23 protein-coding genes and 1 riboswitch are annotated in these 20,491 nt (G+C 58.9%); of the genes, 5 read left to right on the top strand and 18 right to left on the bottom strand.

Annotation, left to right across the window (positions count from 1 at the left end; translation table 11 throughout):
- Window positions 1-41 precede the first annotated feature (41 nt).
- A complete protein-coding gene (locus RX972_RS21885) occupies window positions 42-464 on the bottom strand; it encodes a tetratricopeptide repeat protein (protein ID WP_122704296.1) in 423 nt (140 codons plus the stop codon).
- A gap of 918 nt (window positions 465-1,382) precedes the next feature.
- Between RX972_RS21885 and RX972_RS21880 the strand changes: the two genes are divergently transcribed.
- The 3 genes from RX972_RS21880 (at window position 1,383) to RX972_RS21870 (ending at window position 3,766) form a co-directional block, all read left to right on the top strand.
- Window positions 1,383-1,607, top strand: a complete 225-nt coding sequence (locus RX972_RS21880; RefSeq protein ID WP_027902063.1) for a hypothetical protein — start codon at window positions 1,383-1,385, stop codon at window positions 1,605-1,607.
- 262 nt (window positions 1,608-1,869) lie between these two features.
- Complete coding sequence (locus RX972_RS21875; RefSeq protein WP_316878432.1) at window positions 1,870-2,349, top strand: hypothetical protein; 480 nt, start codon at window positions 1,870-1,872, stop codon at window positions 2,347-2,349.
- A 151-nt stretch (window positions 2,350-2,500) separates the two neighbouring features.
- Complete coding sequence (locus RX972_RS21870) at window positions 2,501-3,766, top strand: OmpP1/FadL family transporter (RefSeq protein WP_255886386.1); 1,266 nt, start codon at window positions 2,501-2,503, stop codon at window positions 3,764-3,766.
- Window positions 3,767-3,859: 93 nt separating this feature from the next.
- Here the strand turns inward: RX972_RS21870 and RX972_RS21865 are convergent, their stop codons facing one another.
- From RX972_RS21865 to cobO, 13 genes are all read right to left on the bottom strand, one after another.
- A complete protein-coding gene (locus RX972_RS21865) occupies window positions 3,860-4,411 on the bottom strand; it encodes a glutathione peroxidase (RefSeq protein ID WP_316878428.1) in 552 nt (183 codons plus the stop codon).
- Between the two features lie 74 nt (window positions 4,412-4,485).
- Complete coding sequence (locus tag RX972_RS21860; protein ID WP_255877355.1) at window positions 4,486-4,608, bottom strand: hypothetical protein; 123 nt, start codon at window positions 4,606-4,608, stop codon at window positions 4,486-4,488.
- On the bottom strand, window positions 4,605-5,807 hold the full coding sequence (locus tag RX972_RS21855) for an MFS transporter (protein ID WP_122805737.1): 1,203 nt from the start codon (window positions 5,805-5,807) through the stop codon (window positions 4,605-4,607). The genes RX972_RS21860 and RX972_RS21855 overlap by 4 nt, the downstream gene beginning before the upstream one ends.
- A 262-nt stretch (window positions 5,808-6,069) precedes the next feature.
- On the bottom strand, window positions 6,070-6,801 hold the full coding sequence (locus RX972_RS21850) for an adenosylcobinamide-GDP ribazoletransferase (RefSeq protein WP_316878424.1): 732 nt from the start codon (window positions 6,799-6,801) through the stop codon (window positions 6,070-6,072).
- 119 nt (window positions 6,802-6,920) lie between these two features.
- Entirely contained in the window at window positions 6,921-7,505 is a 585-nt protein-coding gene (cobC, locus tag RX972_RS21845; protein ID WP_316878423.1) for an alpha-ribazole phosphatase family protein, read from the bottom strand.
- A complete protein-coding gene (gene cobT, locus RX972_RS21840) occupies window positions 7,502-8,554 on the bottom strand; it encodes a nicotinate-nucleotide--dimethylbenzimidazole phosphoribosyltransferase (protein ID WP_316878421.1) in 1,053 nt (350 codons plus the stop codon). Before cobT ends, cobC begins: the two co-directional genes overlap by 4 nt.
- Window positions 8,551-9,072 carry a bifunctional adenosylcobinamide kinase/adenosylcobinamide-phosphate guanylyltransferase gene (cobU, locus tag RX972_RS21835; protein WP_316878419.1) on the bottom strand — a complete coding sequence of 174 codons (522 nt, stop codon included), beginning with the start codon at window positions 9,070-9,072 and terminating at the stop codon, window positions 8,551-8,553. The genes cobT and cobU overlap by 4 nt, the downstream gene beginning before the upstream one ends.
- A gap of 139 nt (window positions 9,073-9,211) precedes the next feature.
- Window positions 9,212-10,666: a cobyric acid synthase gene (locus RX972_RS21830; protein ID WP_316878417.1), complete on the bottom strand. Its 1,455-nt coding sequence runs from the start codon at window positions 10,664-10,666 to the stop codon at window positions 9,212-9,214.
- Complete coding sequence (gene cobD, locus RX972_RS21825; protein ID WP_316878415.1) at window positions 10,663-11,682, bottom strand: threonine-phosphate decarboxylase CobD; 1,020 nt, start codon at window positions 11,680-11,682, stop codon at window positions 10,663-10,665. The genes RX972_RS21830 and cobD overlap by 4 nt, the downstream gene beginning before the upstream one ends.
- On the bottom strand, window positions 11,675-12,583 hold the full coding sequence (cbiB, locus tag RX972_RS21820) for an adenosylcobinamide-phosphate synthase CbiB (protein ID WP_095094914.1): 909 nt from the start codon (window positions 12,581-12,583) through the stop codon (window positions 11,675-11,677). The genes cobD and cbiB overlap by 8 nt, the downstream gene beginning before the upstream one ends.
- Window positions 12,580-13,230, bottom strand: coding sequence for a 5,6-dimethylbenzimidazole synthase (bluB, locus tag RX972_RS21815; RefSeq protein ID WP_316878412.1), 651 nt, complete (start codon window positions 13,228-13,230; stop codon window positions 12,580-12,582). The genes cbiB and bluB overlap by 4 nt, the downstream gene beginning before the upstream one ends.
- Complete coding sequence (locus RX972_RS21810) at window positions 13,227-14,522, bottom strand: cobyrinate a,c-diamide synthase (protein WP_316878410.1); 1,296 nt, start codon at window positions 14,520-14,522, stop codon at window positions 13,227-13,229. The genes bluB and RX972_RS21810 overlap by 4 nt, the downstream gene beginning before the upstream one ends.
- A 10-nt stretch (window positions 14,523-14,532) precedes the next feature.
- The gene (gene cobO, locus RX972_RS21805; protein ID WP_027902077.1) at window positions 14,533-15,144 is read right to left on the bottom strand and encodes a cob(I)yrinic acid a,c-diamide adenosyltransferase; all 612 of its coding nucleotides are present in this window, start codon (window positions 15,142-15,144) and stop codon (window positions 14,533-14,535) included.
- Window positions 15,145-15,241: 97 nt separating this feature from the next.
- A riboswitch (cobalamin riboswitch) is annotated at window positions 15,242-15,460 on the bottom strand.
- Window positions 15,461-15,562: 102 nt separating this feature from the next.
- Here cobO and RX972_RS21800 point away from each other — a divergent pair.
- Together RX972_RS21800 and RX972_RS21795 are read left to right on the top strand one after the other, a co-directional pair.
- Entirely contained in the window at window positions 15,563-16,906 is a 1,344-nt protein-coding gene (locus RX972_RS21800) for a PQQ-dependent sugar dehydrogenase (protein WP_231674976.1), read from the top strand.
- Window positions 16,907-17,152: 246 nt separating this feature from the next.
- On the top strand, window positions 17,153-17,434 hold the full coding sequence (locus RX972_RS21795) for a helix-turn-helix domain-containing protein (RefSeq protein ID WP_316878407.1): 282 nt from the start codon (window positions 17,153-17,155) through the stop codon (window positions 17,432-17,434).
- An 18-nt stretch (window positions 17,435-17,452) separates the two neighbouring features.
- Here RX972_RS21795 and RX972_RS21790 read toward each other — a convergent pair whose 3' ends face one another.
- From RX972_RS21790 to hda, 4 genes are all read right to left on the bottom strand, one after another.
- Complete coding sequence (locus RX972_RS21790; protein WP_027902383.1) at window positions 17,453-17,989, bottom strand: C40 family peptidase; 537 nt, start codon at window positions 17,987-17,989, stop codon at window positions 17,453-17,455.
- Between the two features lie 93 nt (window positions 17,990-18,082).
- Complete coding sequence (locus RX972_RS21785) at window positions 18,083-18,784, bottom strand: C40 family peptidase (protein WP_316878404.1); 702 nt, start codon at window positions 18,782-18,784, stop codon at window positions 18,083-18,085.
- 77 nt (window positions 18,785-18,861) lie between these two features.
- Window positions 18,862-19,626, bottom strand: coding sequence for an NAD-dependent deacylase (locus tag RX972_RS21780; RefSeq protein WP_164706036.1), 765 nt, complete (start codon window positions 19,624-19,626; stop codon window positions 18,862-18,864).
- Complete coding sequence (hda, locus tag RX972_RS21775; protein ID WP_027902380.1) at window positions 19,620-20,324, bottom strand: DnaA regulatory inactivator Hda; 705 nt, start codon at window positions 20,322-20,324, stop codon at window positions 19,620-19,622. Before hda ends, RX972_RS21780 begins: the two co-directional genes overlap by 7 nt.
- Between the last annotated feature and the right edge of the window lie 167 nt (window positions 20,325-20,491).

Raw genomic sequence — 20,491 nt, 5'->3', positions numbered from 1 at the left:
CGCGATGCAGCGTGTGCGTCAGCAGCGGATTGCGTGTGCGCTTAACGGAGGTCCAGTTGACCGAGTAGATGCCGGGCGTCCTGCGAGCCCTTGGCCGACGCCAGTTCCAGCCAGTGGCGGGCCTTTTGCGGCTCGTTGATAGGCGCTTGAGCGCACAGTCGGCCGTATTCGAATTGAGCACTGCAGTCTCCGGCGCGAGCCGCCTGCCGCAACAGTTCATGACCCATGCGACGGTCGCGGGTGTTGCCGCAATCCCGGCAGAGCATTTGCCCCAGTCGGCTCTGCGCAACCACCACACCGCTGCGCGCAGGTTGTTTGAGCAGACGACCGGCGAAGTGTTTGACGCTGGGCTTTTGATTCAAGCGCGGATTATCCAGCAACCATAACGCGACGCGCAGAGAGAGACGTGCAGGTTCGCGGGCTACAGCTTGAGATTCGTGCGATGGATCAGGACGAGACTTCATAAACACAACGGGGGCAAATCAGGAGGCGCGCAACTCTACACTTTTTCTCGCAGAGGTAAAGGGGCAGAACGCGAAAGGCGCGTCGTAGAGCCAGCGCTCGGGACAATCCACAGAAGCTGTGGATAACTCAGTGGACAACCGCCCCTCGTGCCCCGCAAACGCAGACAGAATGCGGCCTGCGCTCAAACTGACGATTTTTTCACCAGCAAAAAAATTTGATGTTTTTCATTGACTTAATAATTCGCCACGCTAAATCAAGCCCTTACAAGCGCATATGACAGTGATGTGGCAGCAATTTGCGCCAATGTGCACAAGTCAATCTCAGGTCGCGATTATTTTCTGAAAACGGCGCTTTAGACCGCTCACAACTGCAAGCGAATCTCAACTGGAACAGTAACTTGAGCGGATCCAGCGACGAACGGCGCCCTTCTCTGTATGTTTTTTCACCAGCACCCTTCCAATGACCTGACAACTCCGTTAACATCGTCGCCGTTAGTACCAAGCTGAAAGTCAATTTTTTGGTCGAAAAAGTCCCCCGGCAAACTTTCTTCAAAACGTAAGGAAGTTGCTGACAACAAGGGATCGACCACCTCGATGGTTTCCAGACATGGCCTGCATGCCGACTACCCGCAGACGGGAGTGGTGATGCAATCATCCATGGCCTGACCGAACCAGCCTGCAATTGATCAGGATCTGCACCCAGAGCGTCGAACCTTTGCTCTTGTTGTGTTGCCTGCCCTCCTAAGTACCTACCGGTCAGCCCGAGCGCCATACGATAAAGTGCGCTTCAACTGGCTGCTTTTGTTCCAGACAGGTTCTTCGCCCAGCCATATCCTGCCGATCAGGATCGCCCGCGTTTACTGGAACGTTTATTTTTGCACGGTAATGTTCCGTGTCGTTTTAGGAAACACCTTAATAATGACTACTCATCATCAGACTCAACACGCTATCCATACACTGACCAACGCTTTTGCCCCAATGAACTGCCTGATCATGGCCGCTCGCAAAGGCTGCTTCAGCTTCACCCTGGTCAACGAACACGGCATCGCTCGCCACACCGAGCGTCTGTACCCCGATCAGTACTCCAGCGCAGAGCCGCTGCAGGCCGTGATCGAGCGTACTCGTCAGGCCCTCATCGCCTGATACGCCGCTCGTTTTCGCAGGAATAAAAAAGCCCCGCCTTTCAAAGCGGGGCTTTTTTTCGCCTCGATATTACCCAAACCTTCTATCGCCAAGGGCTATATGAGAACCGACGACTGACAGGAATTAACCTGAAAACAATCCTTTACACGCGAAATATGACACTACACTTCAACTCAGGCGATCACGATCGCTTCCGACGGGCCTGATTCTATTGTCGCTGCCACACGTCCGGGCCCGCCGGTCACTTTTCCCCGAGGATGTCATGGGAATCGATGCCAGAGATTTATCCCGCCACGTAATTCGGCCCACCTTGTTGTATCTGGACCGGCACAGCCCGCGCGCCGAATCGTTCCTTCTCGCCGTCGCCGCCAGTCAATCAGATCTGGGCGCTGCACTGGACAGCCGCCGCGGGCATGGCCTGTACAGCATATCCGAAGGCTGTCATCGGCAGCTCTGGGACAACTATCTGGCGCTCGACCCTGAACTGGCCAGCCTGGTTCGCGGCCTGGCCAGTCAGCATGCTTTTCTCACAGGGCCGCACCTGGAACTGACCGTCAACCTGCGCTACTCCACCGCCATCGCCTGGTTGATGGTCGAGGCTCAAGGTTCTTGCCTGCCCGCCGACGAAGATCCCCGCGTAATGGCCAAAATATGGCGCGAAATATTTCAGCCCCAAGGCCGTTTACGCGATTTCATGAGTGCCTGGCAAAGCTGTGTAACACCACTTTCGCACCCGGCTTGAATGACTTTCGAGCAAATCACGATAAAAACAGATCGCGACATTTTTCGCGGATTGTCCTACAAAAAACGCTCTAGATCAGGCCATTCGGACTATGGCGCAATCTGAGAAATGTTGGTAATTTTCGCGCGGTGATCAACAAGGAGTTCTAATAATGAAAAAAGTAATGCTCAAGACCACACTCGGCCTCACTGTTAGCCTGGCTGCCTCCCAACTCTTCGCTGCTGGTTTTGCCATCAACGAACAAAGCATCAGCGGTATGGGGACCGGTTTTGCGGGCCGTTCCTCTTCTGCCGATGATGCAAGCACCGTATTCGGCAACCCTGCCGGTATGTCCCGTCTCAAGCGCGAACAAGTCAGCGTTGGCGCAGCAGCAATCATCGCCAAGACCGATATTGATAACGCCAGCAGCTCTTTTGGCGGCAGCAATGATGGCGATATGGTGCCAGTCGTCGGAGTTCCGATGGGCTATTACGTCAAGCCGATCGATGATCACTGGGCTTTCGGCGTGGGGGTTTATGTTCCATTTGGTCTGGTCACTGACTACGAAAGCAGCTTTGCCGGTCGTTACTTTGCTGACAAGAGCCACGTTCAAGTCGTCACCTTTCAGCCGACTATCAGCTACGCATTCAACGACAAGGTTTCCATCGGTTTTGGTCCGACGATCAACCGTATTGACGGTGAGCTGACCTCCAGCGCGCTCAACCCGGTTACCGGCCCGGTCAATGACGGCAAGGTAAAGGTCAAGGGTGATGACACCGCGCTGGGCTTCAACGTCGGCATCCTGGTGCAAGCCACTGACAGCACTCGCATTGGCGCAACCTACCACTCCAAAGTTAAGTACAAGCTGGACGGCGATACCAAAATCTCTGGTCCCAACTTCGGTCCGTTCAACGGCCAGAAGTACGACGCCTCGCTGGATCTGACTACTCCTGAATCCGTCGACTTCTCGGTTACCCATGAGCTTGACGCAAACTGGACACTTTATGCGGGCAGTACCTGGACTCGCTGGAGTCGTCTGGAAAGCATCGACGTAAAAAACAGCGGCGTCCCAGGCCCGCTGGTCCCAACGATTGGCACCATCTCCGAACCTCAGAACTGGCATGACACCTGGGCCCACGCCATCGGTGCATCCTACAAGGTCAACAAAGAGTGGACCTTGCGCACCGGGTTCTCGGTGGATCAATCGCCAACCAATAATGAAAACCGCTCGCCGCGCATCCCTACCGGTGACCGCAAAGCAGTCAGCTTCGGCGCTGGCTGGAGTCCAAACGACAACCTGACTATCGACGTTGCCTACTCGTATCTGCGCGAAGACGAAGCGAAGATCCGCGACAGCAGCGCTCGTAAAGGCACTTACGACGCGGATTTCCGCAACACCGCTCACGGTGTAGGTAGCTCGATCACTTACCGCTTCTGATCCATCGACCAAAACGGCTGACCCAGCCGTTTGCAAGTCAACAAAAAGCCCCGCAATCAGCAATGGTTGCGGGGCTTTTTTGTTAGGACTGAATCAAGGTTTGGAGGCGATAGCCTTTTCCACGGCAGCAATCAGCTCCGGGTCATCCGGCGTGGTCATGCTGGAGAAGCTGGCGACCACATTGCCTTTACGATCCACCACGTATTTGTAGAAATTCCAGCGCGGCGCGTTGCTCTGCTCGGCCAGCACTTTGAACAAGTGAGTAGCATCGTCGCCTCTGACGGGTTGCGGCTCGGTCATGGTGAAGGTCACGCCGTAATTGACGTAGCAAACCTTGGCGGTTTCTTCGCCATCCTTGGACTCTTGTTTGAAGTCGTTGGACGGCACGCCGAGCACTTCAAGGCCCTCCCCTTTGAAGCGCTGATTCAATGCTTCCAGGCTTTTGAACTGGGGAGCAAAACCACAGAAGCTGGCGGTATTGACCACCAGCATTGGCTTGCCGGCGAATCGCTCGCACAGGTTGATATTTTCCTTGGCGCGCAACTTGGGCAACTCACCTTGCAACAGCGCCGGGCAATCAGCGGCCATGGCAGTGCCACCGAAAGCGAACATGAGAACCGGCAGAGCAATCCAGCGAATGTGCATAAGGCATCCCGAGCGCCCGTGCGGCGCAGTCATTGTTGTCTATGGGACAAACTAACCCGCGCCCGACCAAATGCCTAGAGGCAAGCGCCCATGCCCAACTGTAAAGCGGCGAGCCCGACGTTTTGCCAGGCCCACCAGATCAGCGCCAGCGTCAGAGCGCCAGCCATACCCGCGCCCCAGAACCACCATCTGCTCATGCTGCTTGCGCCTGCAATCGGGCAACCGGGCGTTCACGCACCGGCCAGTTCAACCCCGCCGCCAACAGGCTCAAGAGTATCGACACTTGCCAGATCAAGTCGTAATTCCCGGTCCGGTCATACACCACACCTCCCAGCCAGCCGCCAAGGAAGGCACCCAGTTGATGGAACAGGAACACGATACCACCGAGCATCGACAGGTTACGCACGCCGAACAAGGTCGCGACGGTGCCGTTGGTCAGCGGGACGGTGGACAGCCACAGCAAGCCCATGGCCACGCCAAACAGATAGGCAGAGGTTTCACTGAGCGGCAGCGTGATGAACAACACAATCACCACGGCGCGGAGCAAATAGAGCACGGTCAGCAGACGCGGCTTGGACATGCGCCCGCCCAGCCAGCCTGCGGTATAAGTGCCAAAAATGTTGAACAAACCGATCAGCGCCAGCACTGTGGTGCCGACTTTGGCGGGTAAATGCTGATCCACCAGATAGGCAGGCAAGTGCACGCCGATGAACACCACTTGAAAACCGCAAACGAAAAACCCTAGCGCCAGTAGCCAGAAGCCCGAGTGCGAACAGGCTTCCTTCAATGCTTCGCTCAGGGTTTGCTCGCCACCGACCAGCGGCGTCGGGCTGTCCCTGAGCATCATTACCAGCGGCAGAATCAGCGCCACCAGCACGCCAAGCACCAGCAATGCACTGGACCACCCCAGCCAGCCAATCAGACCCAGCGTGCCGGGCAGCATGGCGAATTGACCGAAAGACCCTGCGGCACTGGCGATCCCCATGCCCATGCTGCGTTTTTCGGCGGGCAGCGCACGGCCGACCACGCCCAGAATCACCGAGAACGACGTGCCTGACAGGCCAATACCGATCAATAAGCCAGCGCTCAATGACAAGCTGAGAGGCGTGTCAGCCATGCTCATCAGCATCAGGCCGATGGCATAAAGAACGCCACCGATGAACACCACTTTCGCTGCGCCGAAGCGGTCGGCCAACGCACCCGCGAACGGCTGCGCCAAGCCCCACATCAGGTTCTGAAAGGCGATCGCGAACGCAAACACCTCACGCCCCCAGCCAAAGTCTGCACTCATGGGAGCGAGGAACAAACCAAAGCCATGCCGCGTACCCAGCGACAGTGCCAGAATCAACGCGCTGCCTAGCAGGATCCAGCCACTGGTACGCCAGACGGATGTCATTGTTGTTCTCCCGCTCGCCCGCTCAAGAAAAATTACGTGGATATACCCGTAACAGAATGTGTGAAAGCTACGCGGTGGGGGATGGGGGTGTCAATCTGATCGGGCTGTCGATGCGAATCTTGCAGACGCCGCCTCTTATCCATGACACCGCGCTGTCTCGCGGCATACATAGGATCTGTAGGAGCTGCCGAAGGCTGCGATAGCGGTGTGTCAGGAAGGATGCATCGCAGCCTTCGGCAGCTCCTACAATGACCTTGGTGAATCAGGCCAATACCATCGCCAATAGCACCGTAACCTCCAGCAACTCCAGCAATGCACCCGCCGTGTCTCCGGTGGTGCCACCCAGGCGCTTGAGCATCAAATGGCGCAGCCAGAAGAAACTGACGGCCGCAGCCGCCAAAGCATACAAACCCGATACACCGGCAACCAGCACACAGCCGACTGCGCAGACCCGCAGCACCTGTTTACCCGCCGAGCGCGGCAAATGGTCGGCCAGCGCCTGCCCCAACCCGCCAGCCCTGACGTAAGGCGTGCACAGAAACAGACCGAGCATGGCGCTGCGCCCCAGCACTGGTGCCAGCAGCAACGCTATGGAGTTCTGACCCTCAATCAACGCCAGCAGCGCAGTGAATTTAAGCAACAGCACCAGCATCAGTGTGACCACCGCAATGGGTCCGCTACGGGGATCTTTCATGATGGTCAAGGTGCGTTCACGGTCGCCAAAACCACCGAGCCAGGCATCGGCGCTGTCGGCAAGACCGTCCAGATGCAGTCCGCCACTGAGCAACACCCAGGCGGTCAGCAGCAATGCAGCATGGAGCATGACAGGCACGTCGCCGAGCAGCGTATTCAAGCCCAACAACACCACACCGAACAGCACGCCCACCAGCGGATAAAACAGCAACGAACGCCCTGACTCCTCGGGCTTGGGCATACCGGGCAACGTGACGGGCAAACTGCTGAGGAACTGCAGGGCGATCCAGAACGGCAACATGTCAGGCTTCCTCGCTATCGAACCCACAACTCAAATTGGAATGCTGTCTCTGTAGGAGCTGCCGAAGGCTGCGAAAGCAATTAGCCTGACACACCCTCATTCGCAGCCCTCGGCAGCTCCTACACCTTTGGTTGGGGCTCGGTCAGGAGCCCGCCATCAGCCACGCTTATCGCCAACAACGCGCCGTGCCCCACCGTCACTTGCAGCAATTGCTCACGAGGCAACCCTCGGGCGTTTGCCAGCAACAGGCGCATGACACCGCCGTGGCTGATCAACAACACGCGTTCGCCCGCATAGGCTTGATGCAGTTTTTCGACAGCAGCCAACACCCGCGTCGAAAACTCGATCACGGGCTCGCCATTGGGCGGCGTGAAACCGTAAGGATCATTCCAGAACAGGCCAAGACCTTCAGCATCGGTTTCCATCAACTGCGCGGCGCTGTGTCCTTCCCAATCGCCGAAATGCAATTCCTGCAAACCCGGTTCCAGGCTCAATGGCAATGCAAGACGCTCGGCCAGTTCTTCAGCAAAGCGCGCGCAACGCTGCAATGGAGAACTGACGATTCGATCCCATGGACCGGCTTCAGCCACCGCGGCACGCATCTGCGCCCAGCCGGTGTCGGTCAAGGCATCGTCCAGGCTGCCACGCATGCCGCCGCCCAGTTCGGTTTCACCGTGACGCAACATGTCCAGATGCAGGATCATGCGGGACGATCTGCCACTGCGGCTTCAGCGAACGTCGCCATGCCGTTGTGCAGTTGGCAGGCCAGACGCACCAGCGGCACCGCCAAGGCTGCGCCGCTGCCTTCGCCAAGCCGCATGCCCAGATCCAGAAGCGGCTCGGCTTGTAATGTCTCCAACAGATGGCGATGGCCCGGCTCAGCGCCGCGATGACCAAACAGCAGCCAGTCACGGCACGCAGGGTTCAGGCGTACCGCGACCAGTGCTGCGACGCTGCAAATGAAACCGTCCACCAGCACGGCAATGCCTTCCTGAGCACAGGCCAGGTACGCGCCCACCAGCGCCGCAATTTCAAAGCCGCCCAGGCAAAACAGGCTCTGCAAAGGATCGCCAGCCTGCTCGGCATGCAGCTTCAATGCTCGCTCGATAACGTCCGTCTTGTGGCTGATGCCCGCCGCATTCAAACCGGTGCCCGGTCCGACCAGCAATTGCGCGGCGCACTCAAGTAACGAACAGGCCACGGCACTGGCCGCGGCGGTGTTGCCGATGCCCATCTCGCCACCGACAAACAGCTCGGTACCCACCGCCTTGGCCCGCAACACACTGTCTCGCCCGGCCTGCAATGCCAACAGGCCTTGCTCTTGAGTCATCGCCGGAGCTTTGGCGAAGTTCGCGGTTCCGGCACCGATGCGCAGGTGGCGTACGCCCGGCAGATCCAATGGGCTGACAGTGCCCAGGTCCACCACGTCCAGCTGAGCCGACATCTGCTGAGCAAGCACGCTGATTGCTGCCCCACCAGTGACGAAGTTGTGCAGCATCTGCCCGGTGACTTCCTGCGGATAAGCTGAAACGCCTTCCGCAACAACACCGTGGTCACCGGCAAAAATAGCGATCCACACCGCGTCGGCTTTGGGTTTGACCCGACCTTGCAGACCGGCCAACTGCACCGCGACGCGCTCCAGTTGCCCCAGGGAACCGGTGGGTTTAGTCAACTGCTGCTGCCGCGCGAGGGCTTCTTCCCGGACCGGAACGTTGATCGACTGGGCAGGCTCAAGCCACCACGAGTTACTCATAATGCGGATCCTTTCAAGGTCAGTGGCAAACCGGCAACGGTCAGCACCACGCGCTGGCAACGCTCAGCCAGAGCTTGATGCAGCAGGCCCGCTTCATCGACATAACGACGAGTCAGCTCACCGAGAGGCACCACGCCCAACCCGGTTTCGTTACTGACAAAAATGATTTCGCCCGGCAATTGCGCCAGGCAGTCGAGCAACGCCTGACGCTCTTGCGCCAGACGCTCGGTGTTTTCAAGCATCAGCAAATTGGTCAGCCACAGCGTCAGGCAATCCACCAGCAAGCAGCGCTCGGCACTGGCGTTGTCCTGAAGAACACGCGCCAGCTCGATGGGTTCTTCAATCAGCCCCCAGGTGTCAGGCCGACGTTCGCGGTGCAGGGCGACACGCTGATTCAGTTCGCCATCTACGGGTTGGCTGGTGGCGATATAAATCACCTCCAGCCCAGAGCCAGTGGCGAGACTTTCAGCCAGTCGACTCTTGCCGGAGCGTGCGCCACCGAGGATTAGTTGCTGCATGTGAGCGCCTTTCTATCAAAACGAAATACGTTCCCCTGTAGGAGCTCACGAGCAGCGCGAGGCAGCGATAACGGTTTGTCTGATGCCCCGCTATCGCGGCCTCGCGGTGCTCGTGCGCTCCTACAGGTCAAGTGCTTTGTCATTTCAACCCACACAACTCACGCAGCAACGTGCCATCCAGATGGTTCTCAACCAGATCCGCCAACCGCTCGATGTCGCGCTCGCGCAGTGCGTGGTAATCCACTTGCTGCACGTCCTGCAAACCGGCCCAGCGCAGTAGTGCGCTGCATGCCTCAGGGGTTTCGAACAGCCCGTGCAGGTAGGTGCCGAAAATCTGGCCGTCAGCACTTTGCGCTCCGTCGCAGCGGTCATCGTCCAGTAGCACGGCCGGATTTTCCAGGGCTGAGCCGGTGGTCACGCCAGCATGGATTTCATAGCCACTGACCCGTACGCCTTCCAGCGACAGACGCCCTTTCACGTTGCGCAGCTGCTTCTCTTCTTCGAGCACCGTGCTCATCGCCAGTAAACCAAGACCGGCGCTGGAACCCGGCGCGCCTTCGAGGCCCAGCGGATCATGCAACTGCTCACCGAGCATCTGCAAACCACCGCAAATCCCCAGCAACTTGCCGCCATAACGCAGGTGTCGGGCAATAGCGCTGTCCCAGCCGTTGGCTCGCAGATAAGCCATGTCGCTGCGCACGCTTTTCGAGCCGGGCAGGATGATCAGGTCAGCTGAGGGAATGGTCTGCCCAGGACCAACAAATTGCAGATTGACCTGCGGATGCAGGCGCAGCGGATCGAAATCGGTGTGGTTGCTGATCCTCGGCAGGATCGGCACCACCACGTTGAGCACTTGCTCGACCTTGTCGGTCTGGCGCTGATCGAGACCGTCTTCGGCCTCAAGATGCAGGTCCATTACGTAAGGCAGCACGCCAACCACAGGTTTGCCGGTCCGTGCTTCGAGCCAGTCCAGGCCTGGCTGCAGTAGCGCGATGTCGCCACGAAAACGGTTGATGATGAAGCCCTTGACCCGTGCCTGCTCGCTGGGCGAAAGCAATTCCAGCGTGCCGACCAAATGGGCGAAAACACCGCCTCGGTTGATATCGGCAATCAGCAACACCGGGCAATCCACCGCTTCGGCGAAGCCCATGTTGGCGATGTCGTTGGCGCGCAGATTGATCTCGGCAGGCGAGCCAGCACCTTCGACTATGATTACCGGATAGGTCTGGCCCAGCCGCTCGTGGGATTCCAGTACCGCTTTCATGGCGATTTCTTTATAGCCGTGATACGCCACCGCATTCATGGTGGTAACGGCGCGACCATGAATAATCACTTGCGCGCCGGTGTCGCTGTTGGGCTTGAGCAATACCGGATTCATGTCGGTATGCGGCTGCAACCCGCAAGCCTGGGCCTGCACCGCCTGAGCACGGCCGATTTCGCCGCCGTCCGCCGTGACCGCGCTGTTGAGCGCCATGTTCTGTGGTTTGAACGGCACGACGGCGACACCCTGGCGGGTCAGCCAGCGGCACAGCGCCGTCACCAGAGTGCTTTTGCCAGCGTCGGACGTGGTGCCTTGCACCATCAGAGTGGTCATGGCTGCTCCTGGCCTGGCAGGCTGTGGTTGAACTCGACCAGCGCCTTCTCAAGACGCTGCCAGTGGGCTTCAGTGTCCGGCAGGCCGAAGCGCAGACTGCATTCGAGCGGGTTATCGCTGACGAACAAGCGCAACAGAATGCCGCGTCGGGCATAGAACTCGTGCAGCGACTCGGCGTGCGGGGTGATCACCCGTTGAAACAGCGCGCAGCCGCCGTCCGGCTTTAGCCCGTGGCGAGTCAGTACCTGCACAAGACGCTCGCTGGCCTGATCGGTGCGGGCACGTTGCGCAAGGTGACCCTGAACATCTTTCAGGCACGCTTCGCCGATAATTCGCGTGGGGCCGCTGACGGTCCAGGGGCCGATTTCCTGAGCCAGTGATTTGAGTAAATTTGGCTCAGCCAGGACAAATCCCAACCGCACACCGGCAAGCCCGAAGAATTTGCCAAACGAGCGCAGCACGACCAGACCGGCGAGGCCGGTGTGGGCCGCAAGGCTCAAAGCCGGCGTGTTATCCATAAAGGCTTCATCGACCACCAGCCAGCCGCCCCGCTCCGCCAGTCGCCCGTGCCACTTCAACAGGCATTCCTGGGTGAGCATCAGGCCGGTCGGATTATTCGGATTGACCACGACCAGTACGTCGAGGCTGTCGAGGAAATAATCCACTTCATGCTCAAGCACTTCGCGCACCAAAAAGCCCGCGCTGCGCCAGGCGTGAGCGTGCTCGGCATAACAAGGCGACAACACGCCCACCTTACCGGCAGTGCGCAAACGCGGCAGGGCCTGAATCGCAGCCTGGGATCCGGCAACCGGTAAAGCGCGCGCTGCGCCGTAATAAGCACAGGCGGCTTGCTCCAGACCATCATCGGCTTCGGGCAGGCGATGCCAGGCGGCTGCCGGAATCGATGGAATCGGGAAGGCCCAGGGTGCAATGCCCGTGGACAAGTCCAGCCAGTCAGCTTCATCAATGCCGTACTGTCTGGCTGCCCTGCGCAGGCGGCCGCCATGTTCAAGCATAAAATTCGGCTCCAATGCACAACACCAACAACCATAACCACACACCGCGCTGCACCAGTTGCCAGCCGCGATCAATGGAATTAGCGTCAGCGGGCACACCCTCACCCAACTGCGGACGCTGATGCAGCTCGCCGTGATAGATCGCGGCACCGCCCAGTTCGACACCCAGCGCACCCGCGCCCGCGGCCATGACCGGCCCGGCGTTGGGGCTGTCCCACGTCGGGCCTTGGGTGCGCCAGCAGCGCAGGGCCAGACGGGTTTTGCCCAGCAACGCGTACGTCAGCGCCACCAGCCTTGCAGGAATATAGTTGAGGACGTCATCAATCCTCGCCGCCGCCCAGCCGAAACGCTCAAAACGCTCGTTGCGATAACCCCACATAGCGTCCAGCGTGTTGCTCAATCGATACAGGACCACGCCGGGCGCACCGGCAACGGCAAACCAGAACAGTGCGGCGAACACCGCATCGCTGCCGTTCTCCAGCACCGATTCAGTGGCCGCGCGGGCGACTTCGGTGGCGTCCAGCTCCGAGGTCTGGCGACTGACCAGATAGCCGACGCGACGCCTCGCTTCTTCAATGTCATCCGAGCGCAGCGCCTGCGCCACCGGCTCAACGTGCTCACCCAGACTGCGTAAACCCAGCGCGCAATACAGCGCAAGGATTTCCACCAGCCAGCCAATGTAAGGCAGCCAGCTCAATGCGGTCGCCAGCAGGGTCAACGGGATGACCGCAATAAACCAGGCCGTGACGCCATGACTGCGCCAGCCGCGACCGGCCGAATTGAAGCGCCGCTCGATCCGGTCAGCGTAACGACCGAACGCGACCAATGGATGAGCGCGCTTCGGCTCGCCCAGCAACGCATCCAGCGCCACCCCGGCAACACTTAACAGCGCCACACTCATTGACCGACTCCCCATTGGTTTTCAAACAGCATCTCGTCCACCGGGCGCTCTTTGCCCCAACCTTCCATGACCAGCATCGGCACCGGATAGAACTCGGTCACCGGCCCCAGGCACAGAATCGCCAGCGGTTTTGCGCCCTCGGGCATGCCCAGCAAGTCAGCCAGGGCTTGTGGTTCAAACAGCGAGACCCAGCCCATGCCCAATCCTTCGGCACGCGCTGCCAGCCACATGTTCTGAATGGCGCAGGACAGCGACGCCAGGTCCATTTCCGGCAACGTGCGGCGGCCGAAAATGTGTTTTTCACGATCATCCATCAGCGCAGCAACCAGCACTTCTGCACAGTCGTTGATGCCTTCCACTTTGAGTTTCATGAAATCATCGGCGCGCTCGCCCAGCGCTTCGGCGGTACGAATCCGTTCAGCTTCAACCTGCGTCTGAATAGTCGCGCGCAACGCCCGGTCGGTGATGCGGATAAACCGCCATGGCTGCATCAAGCCCACGCTGGGTGCCTGATGCGCTGCTTCGAGCAGACGCGTCAGCAACTCGGGCGCTACGCTGCCACCGCTGAAATGCCGCATGTCACGGCGCTCGGCAATGGCGCGATAGACCGCAGCACGCTCTTCGGCGCTGTACGCTTGATCACTCATGGTTTGAAAAGCGCCGCAATCGCCTGGGGATTGGAAGGGAAATAGAAGTGCACATAGGACGCCGTCATGCGCCCGTCGCGATAGACCGCCTCGGCGCCGCGCCCACCGTTAGGGCTCAAGCCCCGGGCAATTGGCTGCAACTCGGTGCTGGTCAATGAATGGTGATAAGTGTGGCCGCGCAGTTCGCCTTCGGGCAATGCGACGTTTTGTAGCGCCAGGGCCGCCAGACGTTTCTGCATCACAGCCTCGCCTGCCAGCAAGCCCACCAGCTCAACCCGCAACCCGTCGACATCGGTCAAGGCATCCAGCAGATACAACATGCCGCCGCACTCCGCCAGCAACGGTTTGCCCGCTTGATGGTGTTCGCGGATTGCGGTCAGCATCGGCGTATTCTGGCTCAATGCAACGTGATGCAGTTCGGGGTAACCGCCGGGCAGATACAGACTATCCGCCTCGGGCAAAACGCCGTCGCGGATCGGCGAGAAGAACACCAGTTCGGCGCCCATTGCCCGCAACAAGTCTAGACTCGCGCCGTAGGTAAAGGCGAACGCCTCATCGTGAGCGATGGCGATGCGCACGCCTTCAAGCAGCGGCTCGGCTGGAATAATTTCCGGAGCAGCGAAGGTCACGGCGGGTGGTAAGGCCACTTCGCAGGTGCTGGCCAGGGCATCAGCCGCTGAGTCCAGGCGCAGGTCCAGGTCATTCAGCTCACTGGCTTGTACCAAGCCGAGATGACGGCTTGGCAGTTCGATTCCGGTTTCCCGAGATAACGCGCCGTACCAGCGCAAACCTTCGGTCAGGCTGCCTTCCAGCAATTGCGCATGACGCACAGTGCCGACGCGGTTGGCCAACACACCGGCGAACGGCAGGTCCGGCTGATAGCGCGCCAGCCCCAGGGCCAATGCGCCAAAGGTCTGGGCCATGGCCGTACCGTCAATCACGCCCAGTACCGGCACACCGAAATGACGAGCCAGATCAGCGCTGGACGGCGTACCGTCAAACAAGCCCATCACGCCTTCAATCAGAATCAGATCAGCCTCACCCGCGGCTTCCCATAAAAGACGACGGCTTTCATCAGCACCGACCATCCACAGGTCGAGCTGATAGACCGGCGCACCGCTGGCGCGCTCAAGAATCATCGGGTCGAGAAAATCCGGCCCACACTTGAACACGCGAACCTTGCGGCCCTGATTGCGATGCAGGCGAGCCAATGCGGCGGTGACGGTGGTTTTACCCTGACCCGAAGCGGGCGCGGCGATCAATACCGCCGGACAGTGACGCGGCTCGCTCATGACAGTGCGCTCACAGCTCAATGCCTTTCTGGGCACGAATACCAGACTGGAAGGCGTGCTTGACCACGGTGATATCGGAAACCGTGTCGGCCATGTCGATCATCTCCGGCTTGGCGCCGCGACCGGTCACGATCACGTGCTGCATCGGCGGACGCGCCTGCAAGTCGCTGAGTACCCGCTCGATGTCCAGATAGCCGTGCTTGAGGGCGATGTTCAGTTCGTCCAGCACCACCAGGCCAATGGACGGATCACGGAGCATTTCCAGAGACACTTCCCAGGCGGCTTCGGCCGCGGCGATATCGCGCTGACGGTCCTGGGTTTCCCAAGTGTAGCCTTCGCCCATCACGTAGTAACGGACCTGCTCCGGGAAACGCCGAAAGAAGAACTCTTCGCCCGTGCTGTGACTGCCTTTGATGAACTGCACGACGCCGCACTGGATGTCGTGGCCCATGGCCCGGGCGAGCATGCCGAACGCGGAGCTGCTTTTGCCTTTGCCATTGCCGGTCAAGACCAACAGCAAACCGCATTCGTTAGGGGCGCTGGCAATGCGCTCGTCCATGACGGCTTTCTTGCGCAGCATGCGCGCCAGATGGCGTTCGTCACGTTCAGGGGATTCGTTCATCTCAGCTCTCCGCTTGAGGGCACGCGAAAGCAGACGGAGGGCATAGCAAAGACTGACAGCACGACCACAGGTCATGCGCAGAGCATCGCCCGCCGTGATGCTGTTGAATGGATCAGGCCGGTCTCCGGGCTCATGAGCGGGCGAACCCGGCTGCGCGCCTTCCCATGCCTGAGCACAGTGGCAGTTTGCACAGTTTTCACTCATTTACCGTTGCGGGGGCAGCGCCGGAATAGCTCGAAAAATAGCGAGCGCACCGGCTTCCCTGTTTCACTCGATCAGTCCGCGGACGATGAGCACCTGAAACAAGCGCGCAGGTTAGAGCGTTGACCCGGGAGCGTCAATCAACACAGGGGTTGAACCTCAACCGCGTGAGGGCCTCTACCGCTTACTGCACCACTGCCCGTTACGGAGATCCACCATGTTCACGCTCAAACCGCACTACGCCGTCTTGCTCGTGCTCGCCGCTGGCCTCGCGGGCTGTGGCGAGTCCTCTACCCTGCAAGTCACGGACGGCACAGGTCCGTCTCCGAAGCTGCCGGAGCCCAACAAAACCCTGATCCCAACGGTCAACATCGCCCCGGCCGTCGGCTGGCCGCAGGGTGGCAAACCAGTTGCGGCCCCGGGCACCCAGGTCGCCGCCTTCGCTGAAAACCTCGATCACCCGCGCTGGCTGTATGTGTTGCCCAATGGCGATGTGCTGGTTGCCGAAACCAATTCCCCGCCCAAACCCGATGACGATCAAGGCGTCCGTGGCTGGGTCATGAAGAAAGTCATGGGCCGCGCCGGGGCCGGCGTGCCCAGCCCTAACCGGATTACCCTGTTGCGCGACAAGGATCACGACGGCGTGGCAGAAACCCGCACCGTGTTTCTGGAAAACCTCAACTCGCCGTTTGGCATGACGATGGTGGGTAACACGCTCTATGTGGCCGATACCGACCGGCTGATCAGCTTCCCCTATAAAGATGGGCAGACGGCGATCACCGCGCAACCGACCAAAATCGTCGATTTGCCCGGCGGTACGCTGAATCACCACTGGACCAAAAACGTCATCGCCAGCAAAGACGGCAGCAAGCTTTACGTAACGGTTGGCTCGAACAGCAACGTGGCGGAAAACGGAATGGCAGCTGAAGAAGGTCGGGCAGCAATCTGGGAAGTAGACCCGGCGAGCAAAACCCACCGCATCTTCGCCTCGGGTCTGCGTAACCCGAACGGTATGGACTGGGAGCCGACCACGGGCAAGCTGTGGACAGCTGTCAACGAGCGTGACGAAATCGGCAGTGACCTGGTGCCCGATTACGTGACCTCGGTTCAGGACGGAGCCTTTTATGGCTGGCCGTACAGCTATTACGGCCAGCATGTGGATGAGCGGGTTAAACCACAAAATCCGGAGCTGGTTGCCAAAGCCATTGCGCCTGACTTCGCGGTGGGTCCGCACACGGCCTCGCTGGGCCTGGTTTTCGCCGACGGCAAAACCTTACCTGCACCGTTTAACGAAGGGATGTTCATCGGCCAGCACGGCTCTTGGAACCGCAAGCCACACAGTGGATACAAGGTGCTGTTCGTGCCATTCAAAGACGGCAAACCAGCTGGTACGCCGATCGACCTGCTGAGCGGCTTCCTCAACGCCGATGAAAAAGCACAGGGCCGCCCGGTTGGCGTGGTGAATGATCATCAGGGTGGATTGCTGGTAGCCGATGATGTGGGGAACAAAATCTGGCGGGTGACGGGAGCGAAGGCACAACAGGCTGGGGTGAAACCTTAACGGGCCTGCCTCTGAACTTGAGGTGACCCAATCGCGGGCAAGCCCGGCTCCCACAGAGAAATGTGATTCATGTGGGAGCCGGGCTTGCCCGCGATAAGGTCAGCGTGATGCTGTGACGGACGCGCATTCACACTTGCCTACGAAACTCTCTGATTTTTCCTAACACCAATAGCGAAAGGGCTACTAAAACTTAGTATCGAACTGGATAACACTCGCCCACATCGAAAATGTGGTGAGGAAGGGCATGTGACCGAAGAACAAACCTTTGCCAGCGTCTGGGACGCTTTGGCGGATACGGCTCAAGAGGCTGCGCATCTGAAAGCTCGCTCGCAGCTCATGATTGACCTCAACGAACAGATCAGGCAGTGGCCGGGGAACGACACGGTTAAGGCCAGTAGACTGGGCGTTACCAAACCGCGCTTCTCTAATCTGAAAGCTGGCAGAGTCGATCTGTTTAGCCTTGATGCTTTGGTTGATCTGGCTGCAGCGGCGGGATTAACGGTTTCAATGCATTTCGTCGCGGCTTGATAAGCCGCTCCCGCAGCGTTACTGATTGCGCGCCAGATTCGAAGGCTGGATCACTCGCTTGGCGTCCAGATAAGCCTTCTGCCAATAAGGTTTATCGAGGCTATCCAGCTTCACGGTTCCGCCGGTAGCAGGTGCATGTACAAAGCGTCCCTCGCCAACGTAAATGCCTGCATGGCTGACTTGCGAACCGCCGCCTGTGGCGAAGAACACCAGATCACCAGACTGCAGTTGCTCGCGCCCAACGCTCGGCGCACGCATCACAATCATGTCGCGGGTTGAACGTGGCAAGGCAATGCCCGCCGCATCACGATAAACAAAACCGATCAGACCGCTGCAATCGAAACCTGAATCAGGCGTGTTGCCGCCCCAGCGATAGGGCGTGCCCACGAGCCCCAGAGCGCGGAACAACACGTCTTCGGCGGCAGGATTAGGGTTCTCGGCGGGAGCAACGATTACCGGGCGTTGAACGACCCGAGGCTGAGGCGGCGGCGCACTGGCGCAAGCACCCAGTAACGCAGCGAGAGAAATGACCACAATACGTAGCGTAATCGACATAAACACAACAACCCGAGGTGGATGCGGCTTACTTTGCCGGGAGCCCGAAAAGCACAAGACAGGCTTATAGCCTGTCTTTGTACGGGACGCTAATTATTTGTGATTACGCTTTTTGACCGCTGGAGTCTTGAGCGTCGTCGCCGTCATCGCAGTGGTCTGAGCGGGCGCAGTTGGCGATTCCATCGCCAGAGCACGCTTGGCTTCGATGAAGGTCTTGCTCCAGTACACATCGTCCAGGCTGTCTACACGGACACCGCCACTGCGACGGCTGCTGGAGTGGATGAACTGATTGTCGCCCAGGTAGATAGCCGCGTGGCTGACGCGACCGCGACCGGCGGTGCTGAAGAACAGCAGATCACCTGGTTCCAGATCATTGCGCTTAACCAGCGGAGCATCGATGTTGATCATTTCACGGGAAGAACGCGGCAGGCTCATGCCCGCCTCTTCACGGAACAGATAACCAATGAAGCCGCTGCAATCAAAACCGGACTTGGTGGAGGTACCGCCGAAACGGTAACGGGTACCGATCAGGGATTTACCACGTTCAAGAATGCTGTCAGCCAAAACTGGCAACTGATAAGGCTTGTTGTCGGAGAAACGCGCCAGTTCAGCTTCTGTCGCCAGTTCTTCCTGCAAAACCGAACGATCTGAACGGACGTTTGCATTGGGAGCGCTGTCCGATCTGGCGGTTTGCTGCTGTACTTGCTGTTGTTGCGAGACCGGTGAATTGGCGGCGCAACCTATAAGCAGGGTGACAAGTGCGAGAGGCACGAGGGGTGCGAAGCGAGCTAGCATGGGCACGACCGTGGCTGATAAGTATTAAGAAGCCGCGACTATGCCCACTCTCATTCTGATTTGCAAATTCAATCGAACTAAATGTGACTTACCAGATCGTCCATGACATGTACCGCTCGACAGGCCAAAAACACGTCCATTTGGGCGCTATGATCGGTAGGCGTCAAATTTACTAGCGCCGTAAAACCGCCGCAAACCCTTGTTCTTACTACGGGTTCATGGATATAGGGGAAGCTTGCAGTGGTGCCAATACTCAGCACTGCATCAAAGCCTTTTGCCATCTCTTCATAGAGTATTTGCATCGCTTGCTCGGGCAACATCTCTTGAAACAAAACGACGGATGGTCGCATTACGCCACCACAAAACGAACAGAGAGGTGGAAGAGGTCGTTCCAGGTGCGTACTTAAATCAGCATCCTCTGCACCGCATGACTGACAAAAAAGCGGTGCCATCTGCCCATGAATTTCAATCAGTCGCTCAGGCGGACTGCCCGCCGCGCGATGATAGCCATCCACATTTTGCGTCAGCACCCAGCATTCCGGCTTTTTGCGTTGCAGCTCGGCGATGGCGTAATGGGCGGCATTGGGCTGGCCTCCCAGGCATGCCCTTCCCAACTGCGCGATGTACTTCCAGCAAAGCGCAGGATCGCGGCGCAGCATGGGGCCGGACAGAGCCATTTCGATAGGAATACCGTCGTCGGTTTCGCCGTTATACAAGCCACCGACGCCGCGGTAGGTCGGTAGCCCCGAATCCGCTGACAAACCTGCACCGGTAATAACCAGAATCCGCCGGGCATGACGCAGCGCCGAGGCGGTTTGCAGCAGCAACGCGGGGTCTACCACCCAAGCGTCTCTTTAAGGAAGGGAATGGTCAGCTTGCGCTGGGCCTGCAATGAGGCCTGATCGAGGGTTTCCAGCAGATCGAACAATGCGCTCATGCTGCGAGTGCCACGGGTCAGGATGAAATGCCCGACCTCGTCAGTCAGATGCAGCCCGCGTCGCGATGCCCGCAGTTGCAGAGCACGCAGTTTGTCTTCGTCAGACAGGCCACGCATCTGGAACACCAGCGCCATGGTCAGGCGTGATTTGAGGTCGGGAAGTTTGACCGGTAACTCGCGGGGGGACTGCGACGCTGCAATCAGCAGACGGCGACCACTGTCGCGCAATCGATTGAACAGGTGAAAGAGTGCTTCTTCCCATTCCGGCTTGCCGACGATGGCTTGCAGGTCGTCGAGGCAGACCAGTTCGTATTGCTCAAGGTTGTCGAACAGTTCGACGCCTTCATCGATCACTTCAGCCAGTGGCAGGTAAACCGCCGGCTCGCCCATCTGCTCGAAACGCAGGCACGCGGCCTGCAACAGGTGAGTCCGACCTACGCCATCCTTGCCCCATAGATAAATGAGGCTTTCGGTCCAGCCCGCCTCGGCTTCGCACAGCCGCTCGACGTAGCCGAGTGCCGCAGCATTGGCGCCGGGATAGTAATTGATGAAGGTGGCGTCATCACGCAGACGCACACCCAGGGGCAGCTGAATAGGTTTCATGCTGGCTGAACGATTCAAATGAACCGTTAGGGGCCTCTGTGTAAAGTGCGCAAAGTTTATACCCGTGACGCTGGGGGCACAATGCGCCAGACCATAAGCAAAATCAAAGGTTTGCGTGATTCCGGGGTATTTACGGGCCATCGCGATCCCTTGTGGGAGCAGGGCTT

It is taken from the genome of Pseudomonas syringae group sp. J309-1 (genome assembly GCF_032582135.1).
Taxonomy (GTDB): Bacteria; Pseudomonadota; Gammaproteobacteria; order Pseudomonadales; family Pseudomonadaceae; genus Aquipseudomonas; species Aquipseudomonas quasicaspiana.
The sequence above is the reverse complement of the archived record's forward strand: the minus strand, read 5'-3'. Positions and strand labels throughout refer to the sequence as shown.

Excerpts from the sequence above, each read along its gene's own strand:
- cobC (WP_316878423.1), bottom strand. The coding sequence starts at position 7,505 with ATGATCCTGCATCTGGACATGTTGCGTCACGGTGAAACCGAACTGGGC.
- cobD (WP_316878415.1), bottom strand. The coding sequence starts at position 11,682 with ATGCTTGAACATGGCGGCCGCCTGCGCAGGGCAGCCAGACAGTACGGC.
- cobT (WP_316878421.1), bottom strand. The coding sequence starts at position 8,554 with ATGAGTAACTCGTGGTGGCTTGAGCCTGCCCAGTCGATCAACGTTCCG.
- RX972_RS21830 (WP_316878417.1), bottom strand. The coding sequence starts at position 10,666 with ATGACCACTCTGATGGTGCAAGGCACCACGTCCGACGCTGGCAAAAGC.
- hda (WP_027902380.1), bottom strand. The coding sequence starts at position 20,324 with ATGAAACCTATTCAGCTGCCCCTGGGTGTGCGTCTGCGTGATGACGCC.
- RX972_RS21800 (WP_231674976.1), top strand. The coding sequence starts at position 15,563 with ATGTTCACGCTCAAACCGCACTACGCCGTCTTGCTCGTGCTCGCCGCT.
- RX972_RS21810 (WP_316878410.1), bottom strand. The coding sequence starts at position 14,522 with ATGAGCGAGCCGCGTCACTGTCCGGCGGTATTGATCGCCGCGCCCGCT.
- RX972_RS21870 (WP_255886386.1), top strand. The coding sequence starts at position 2,501 with ATGAAAAAAGTAATGCTCAAGACCACACTCGGCCTCACTGTTAGCCTG.
- RX972_RS21865 (WP_316878428.1), bottom strand. The coding sequence starts at position 4,411 with ATGCACATTCGCTGGATTGCTCTGCCGGTTCTCATGTTCGCTTTCGGT.
- RX972_RS21790 (WP_027902383.1), bottom strand. The coding sequence starts at position 17,989 with ATGTCGATTACGCTACGTATTGTGGTCATTTCTCTCGCTGCGTTACTG.
- RX972_RS21880 (WP_027902063.1), top strand. The coding sequence starts at position 1,383 with ATGACTACTCATCATCAGACTCAACACGCTATCCATACACTGACCAAC.
- RX972_RS21855 (WP_122805737.1), bottom strand. The coding sequence starts at position 5,807 with ATGACATCCGTCTGGCGTACCAGTGGCTGGATCCTGCTAGGCAGCGCG.
- cobO (WP_027902077.1), bottom strand. The coding sequence starts at position 15,144 with ATGAACGAATCCCCTGAACGTGACGAACGCCATCTGGCGCGCATGCTG.
- RX972_RS21875 (WP_316878432.1), top strand. The coding sequence starts at position 1,870 with ATGGGAATCGATGCCAGAGATTTATCCCGCCACGTAATTCGGCCCACC.
- RX972_RS21850 (WP_316878424.1), bottom strand. The coding sequence starts at position 6,801 with ATGTTGCCGTTCTGGATCGCCCTGCAGTTCCTCAGCAGTTTGCCCGTC.
- RX972_RS21885 (WP_122704296.1), bottom strand. The coding sequence starts at position 464 with ATGAAGTCTCGTCCTGATCCATCGCACGAATCTCAAGCTGTAGCCCGC.
- bluB (WP_316878412.1), bottom strand. The coding sequence starts at position 13,230 with ATGAGTGATCAAGCGTACAGCGCCGAAGAGCGTGCTGCGGTCTATCGC.
- cobU (WP_316878419.1), bottom strand. The coding sequence starts at position 9,072 with ATGCAGCAACTAATCCTCGGTGGCGCACGCTCCGGCAAGAGTCGACTG.
- cbiB (WP_095094914.1), bottom strand. The coding sequence starts at position 12,583 with ATGAGTGTGGCGCTGTTAAGTGTTGCCGGGGTGGCGCTGGATGCGTTG.
- RX972_RS21785 (WP_316878404.1), bottom strand. The coding sequence starts at position 18,784 with ATGCTAGCTCGCTTCGCACCCCTCGTGCCTCTCGCACTTGTCACCCTG.
- RX972_RS21860 (WP_255877355.1), bottom strand. The coding sequence starts at position 4,608 with ATGAGCAGATGGTGGTTCTGGGGCGCGGGTATGGCTGGCGCTCTGACG.